Origin of the sequence: Bradyrhizobium sp. S3.2.6 (assembly GCF_040546885.1) — a bacterium.
Lineage (GTDB): Bacteria > Pseudomonadota > Alphaproteobacteria > Rhizobiales > Xanthobacteraceae > Bradyrhizobium > Bradyrhizobium cytisi.
Genome location: NZ_JBEPOS010000057.1, coordinates 1 through 4682, shown reverse-complemented (window position 1 = coordinate 4682; position 4682 = coordinate 1). Strand labels below are relative to the sequence as shown.

Sequence of the window (4682 nt, the reverse complement as noted above, 5' to 3'; positions counted from 1 at the left end):
TGTCCAATCCCATCCAAACCTCCGTTCCAAGCCGGAGGCTTCTTCGCACATTCGTTCTAACTTCGAAGCAAGGGTATCGGCTTCGCGCTTACGACTCAAACCCGGCATTACAAACTTCGTCGCGGGTCAATCGGTCGCCGGCAAATCGACGCTCACGCAAATTTTGCGGAAGACGAATCCGGGATACAGCGGCTTAGTGCGCGTTCCCGCCGATGATCTAACCGCGATCTCCCCGCAGCATTACGTTTCGCACGTTGACTAGCTAAGCCGCGTAACGGCAACTTGAGGCGTGGGCCGATCTCTGCAAAACCGGCCTTCAAGTACAATGCTGAGCTGGGGCTACGGCTCCACATGGGTTGCCTCGGCGCCCCCACTTCGAGCTGGCCCCAGCCTTTTACCGTCCCCAGGCCCACCGCAGCCTCAATGAGACGCATCGCGACCCCAGTCGAGCGCTGCTCCGGCACCACGTAGAGTTCGGTGATAATGCCGTAGGTTCCGCCCGCAAAAAGGGCGGCGCTTTCCGACAACATAATGAGGCCGACCGGCCGTGCCTCCGTGAAAGCCAGAAACCCATGGACGCGCTCTTTCATGGCCAGGAGGTCGACAACAAGCTGGGTATCTGGTCCGCCCTGCTTCTGTCCGCCCTCAAGTTCGGCAAGTAGGGCAGCAACCATGTGAGTCACCGTTGTGGCGTCATCGATAGAGACTTCACGCGTGATCACCATGTCATATCCTCTTCCAAGTTTAACCAACATACGACCTGGTCCAGCGGCGGCATCGGGGCAGGAGGCAGCCGCAGCACCCGATCCAAAACAGATATGCCGCACGGTTGAAGGTCAGATGACGTCTTAGTTCACACCGAGGTGATAGCGTCTTTGTGTCGCTCCTAGCTAAGCTAAGAAATCTCTCAGAAAATCGAAGGATAACTTGTCGAACATCGTGATGGTCGCACGGAGCCGTCTCTTCTTCTTTGGACTTGCGTGTCCCCCAACATCGGGGTGCCATCGTGTTCATGCTCGGACGTTACAGGAGCGAGGCTGACCGCTTGCGAACAGGCTCACGGATTTGGATCTACTCTCCCCCTCGTAGAAAGCTCGAGGGCAGGCCGACCAGCGATTTGCCGGATCCAGTCTCGAGCAATCACATTCGACGGTCTTATCGCAATGGCTGCGCATGTCGCGGAAGGAATGCTCATCGGCCCGCGGTAATAACTGAATCACTCAACGTGTCGAAGATGTTGTTGGGCATCATGAGCGTCCCTCGGCCGGCTTCATTGCCTGAGATCAATGCTCTCAGAGAATCTTGGAATGCGCGAGTCCAAGGCACACTGTTTTTGGTAGTGTTTAGATAATCAGTTTTTTTAATTTCTCATCGGACGCGCCATTTGTTGCCGCGCGATGAAGGATATCACGGACGCCCGACGAACCGCGTGCAACTTGGTCGTTGAGCTCGCGATTGAGGCCGGCTTCTCTCGTGTTCTTCGAATAGACAATGTCCGGTCCTGATGAGCCGGGTTCACGGCCTGCCATCGCATTGCCGTAAAATGCTTTCTGAGAGCATCGTCGGGCCGTGTCGCGCGAGATCGTTTCTACCGTTCAGTTGGATCACTTTACGATCTGTTTGTTGGAAGACTGTTCTAATCCTTGCGGGCACGCGTTAAAGCGTGAGACGGTCGCGGCATTTCGGCAGAAGATAGTTTAGGTCACAAGCGGTGGGCTTCTTCAAAAATCAGGAAGTGCTGCCGACGAAGATGCCGAGCGGCTATGCGCGCCTACCACTCCTGCCGGCGCGTAAACGGCAACGATGAGGCAGACGTCTGAAGTGACCTACGTCACTTTGCCGTTCCTACCTTCCTATGACGGAGCCTGCCCGAAACGGCTCAGGCGCGATTCCGCCTTCATCATTGCACCGGCAAGCATGAACGAAGGCTTAGTTGATTCGGGATTACTCCACTCTGCGCCGCCGTGACATTCCGCCATCAATGCGTGTCGGCATTCCTCTGCAGCGGCGCCGTCGGAACGATGTGAACGACGTGATAGCCGTTGTCGTGCAGGTACCGTAGGAAGGCGGGCATCATCGCGGCGGTATGTGCCTTGGCGTCGTGAAACAGAATGATCCCCTTCCCCTCGGCATTCAGTCGGCTGGTGATGAGCTTCAGCTCCTGGTCTGGCGTCATTTCCTCCCAGTCGCTGGCCCACAGGTCCGCTCCGAACACGACGATACCCCGAGACTGGAGTAGCTCGAGCGTCTTAGGGGTCGAGTCGAAATAGGGGAAGCGGAAGAACGGCGTCGAGGGCGCCATCTTCGATACGCCGTGGAGCGCCGTTTCGTCGGCCGCAATCCCACGCTCAATGTCCTCTTTTGCCTTCTCGAAGTTGATCTTCGAGGCCATCGAATGCGACCAAGTGTGGTGCGCTATGGTGTGGCCTTGCGCAGCGGCGCGCCGCACGACCTGGGGAAATTGGGCCGACGACTTGCCGACCAGGAAGAACGTGGCTCGGACGCACTCCTGCGCGAGCGCCGCCAGCACCTCTTCTGTGTACGGCGGATGGGGCCCGTCGTCGAAGGTCAGCACAACTTCGTGGTCGGCCAAGGGCAGCGTCTGGGGAAAGCTCTTCAGTCCGACCCGCGGATAAGTCTTGGCGTCAACGACGAGCACGCGCGAGGTCCCGAGCGCGTCCTTACGCGGACAGTCGGCCGCGCCCGCAGCCGTGACGCCGGCAAGCACCGCCGTCGCGGCGCTCACGAGCAGCAAGGTCCATCCGTGCAGACATCTGCCATCAAGGTCGTGCCCGGACGGGTGTCTGGTTGCGGCCTTAAACAAGATAGTCCTGCCGACCTGGCTGGAGTTACATCAGCATGCCGATGGCTTCAGCCACCTCGTTTTCCATTCCGGACTAGCTGATCCGTCGCAGTGGACCTGTGCTCAGATCGGGCTACTTCGCTCCCGAGCGCATCAGATTGTCTGCAGCCAGATCATTTGCTGCGTCGTCCGATTGGAATTGATTTAGCAGGCCATTGTACTTTGCCGGCCTCCACAAACGTCGGCTCGTCCAATGGTCACGTTCGCCTCTACACAGTAGCCATATGGCGATATTGATTAATGCAATGGCGCGGCACTGACGCCGGAATTCCGCGTTCCGATGCCGTTTGTCGGCGGATTTCACCCACGACTGTCGGCTTGGGCCGACGGCGCTCCAGCGACCGACAATTACAGCGACTGACCGGCAATACCGTCACCTTCATGAGGCGACGATCTTCCTCGCAGAGGACATGATATCAATCGAACCGCTTAGAAACGGCGGCTTTGCCGCGGAGCCGCCAATGCTGCAGAACGCCTACTGGATGCCGACGTTCAGCGTCCTTCTCCGCAGCACGACCATCGGCTCAAAATACATATGCTCGATGTCGATCGTTCCTCGTCGTCGGATGCAGCCGCTAAGCAAAGGCAAAGACGAGCAGGCTCGAGCAGAGCAGCGCGAGGCCGGCCGCGGTCAGTGCCAGGAAGCTACCGGAAACAACGTGTCGCACGCCGTGAGCTACTACCGACCTGTGATTTCCCTTTGATAGATCTGCAACGTGTCCGCCGGCGATCGTGGCAGAGGTTTCGCGGTTGTCGCCCAGGAAGTGAAATCGCTCGCGACGCAAACCGCGCACGCGACTGTTGAGATCAGCGAGCACATTGGCGGCATTCAGGCCGCGACGACAGAGTCGGTCGGCGCGCTTACCGAAATTGGCGTCATCATCGGCCGCATCTCGGACATCGCCATGACCGTGGTCGAATCGATCGGGGAACAGGAGGCGACCAGCAAGAGCATCGCGTTCAATTTGCAGGAAGCGGCGGCCAGGACGACCCAGGTGGCAGCAAGCGCCGGTGAAGTCACCAACCGCGCAAAGGAAACCGGAGGGGCTTCGATGCAGGTGCTGATGTCTGCCGAACTGCTGTCTGGAGGAAAGCTCTCGGCTGAAGCACGAACTAGACAGCTACCTGTGCAGGGTTCAAGCGGTTTAAATCGGCGCGTCAACGTCGCAAGCTCTCCACGCCTGAAATTTGACCTTTCTCCACGCCCCGGTCGCCTCATCGAGGCGTAAGCGTAGCGCCGCGGCCGTTCAGATTGTTTGTGCGCGGTCTTGGGAGCACCGTTAGAAGAGTCATCTTCTGCAAGGGTGCTCACAATGGACGACCATTCGGACGACATAAGACGACCGTCGTCGCGTATCGATGTGTATACTGGCGCGGGTCGAAAGCGCTGGCCGGACGATTTGAAGGCACAGATTGCCGCGGAAAGCTTCGAGCCGGGTGCGATTGTCACAGATGTCGCCCGCCGCCATGGCTGCCGGCCCCAGCAGGTGCATGACTGGCGGCGTCGAGCGCGTTTGGGCCAGTTGGTGCTGCCGGCTTCGGCGGATACCTTATCGTTTGTGCCTTTGGTGTCGGAATCGTCGCTACCCGCGGCTGCGGAGCCCTCCGTATCGGCGGAAGCAGCTGTTGTTACGGTCGAGTTCCAGGGTGCACGGGTAGAGGTACGCGGGACGCCTGGCCTTGCGGTGCTAAGTGACGTGTTCATGGCTCTGCGACGGACACGTTCATGCTGACGCCAGCCGCGGGCCTCACGATTTACGTTGCGACCCAACCTGTGGACTTCAGAAAGGGTGCGGATGGCTTGGCGCTCTTGGCGAAG

Annotated in this window: 6 protein-coding genes; 3 read left to right on the top strand and 3 right to left on the bottom strand. The window is 58.8% G+C overall.

Going from position 1 to position 4682, the window contains the following annotated elements:
• Window positions 1-152 precede the first annotated feature (152 nt).
• The 3 genes from ABID58_RS37515 to ABID58_RS37200 all read right to left on the bottom strand — a co-directional run bounded on the left by ABID58_RS37515 (window position 153) and on the right by ABID58_RS37200 (window position 2752).
• Window positions 153-725 (bottom strand): GNAT family N-acetyltransferase, encoded by a 573-nt coding sequence (locus ABID58_RS37515; protein WP_502916467.1) that lies wholly within the window; start codon window positions 723-725, stop codon window positions 153-155.
• A gap of 618 nt (window positions 726-1343) precedes the next feature.
• Complete coding sequence (locus ABID58_RS37205) at window positions 1344-1529, bottom strand: hypothetical protein (protein ID WP_144030612.1); 186 nt, start codon at window positions 1527-1529, stop codon at window positions 1344-1346.
• 449 nt (window positions 1530-1978) lie between these two features.
• Window positions 1979-2752, bottom strand: a complete 774-nt coding sequence (locus tag ABID58_RS37200) for a polysaccharide deacetylase family protein (RefSeq protein ID WP_354037786.1) — start codon at window positions 2750-2752, stop codon at window positions 1979-1981.
• Window positions 2753-3324: 572 nt separating this feature from the next.
• Between ABID58_RS37200 and ABID58_RS37195 the strand changes: the two genes are divergently transcribed.
• The 3 genes from ABID58_RS37195 (at window position 3325) to tnpA (ending at window position 4596) form a co-directional block, all read left to right on the top strand.
• Entirely contained in the window at window positions 3325-3567 is a 243-nt protein-coding gene (locus ABID58_RS37195) for a hypothetical protein (RefSeq protein WP_354037785.1), read from the top strand.
• Window positions 3568-3579: 12 nt separating this feature from the next.
• Window positions 3580-4092 carry a methyl-accepting chemotaxis protein gene (locus ABID58_RS37190; RefSeq protein ID WP_354037784.1) on the top strand — a complete coding sequence of 171 codons (513 nt, stop codon included), beginning with the start codon at window positions 3580-3582 and terminating at the stop codon, window positions 4090-4092.
• 84 nt (window positions 4093-4176) lie between these two features.
• Window positions 4177-4596: an IS66-like element accessory protein TnpA gene (gene tnpA / locus ABID58_RS37185; RefSeq protein WP_354037783.1), complete on the top strand. Its 420-nt coding sequence runs from the start codon at window positions 4177-4179 to the stop codon at window positions 4594-4596.
• Window positions 4597-4682 lie beyond the last annotated feature (86 nt).

Coding starts and splice junctions, on each gene's coding strand:
- ABID58_RS37515 (WP_502916467.1), bottom strand. CDS start 725: ATGGTGATCACGCGTGAAGTCTCTATCGATGACGCCACAACGGTGACT.
- ABID58_RS37205 (WP_144030612.1), bottom strand. CDS start 1,529: ATGGCAGGCCGTGAACCCGGCTCATCAGGACCGGACATTGTCTATTCG.
- ABID58_RS37195 (WP_354037785.1), top strand. CDS start 3,325: ATGCTGCAGAACGCCTACTGGATGCCGACGTTCAGCGTCCTTCTCCGC.
- tnpA (WP_354037783.1), top strand. CDS start 4,177: ATGGACGACCATTCGGACGACATAAGACGACCGTCGTCGCGTATCGAT.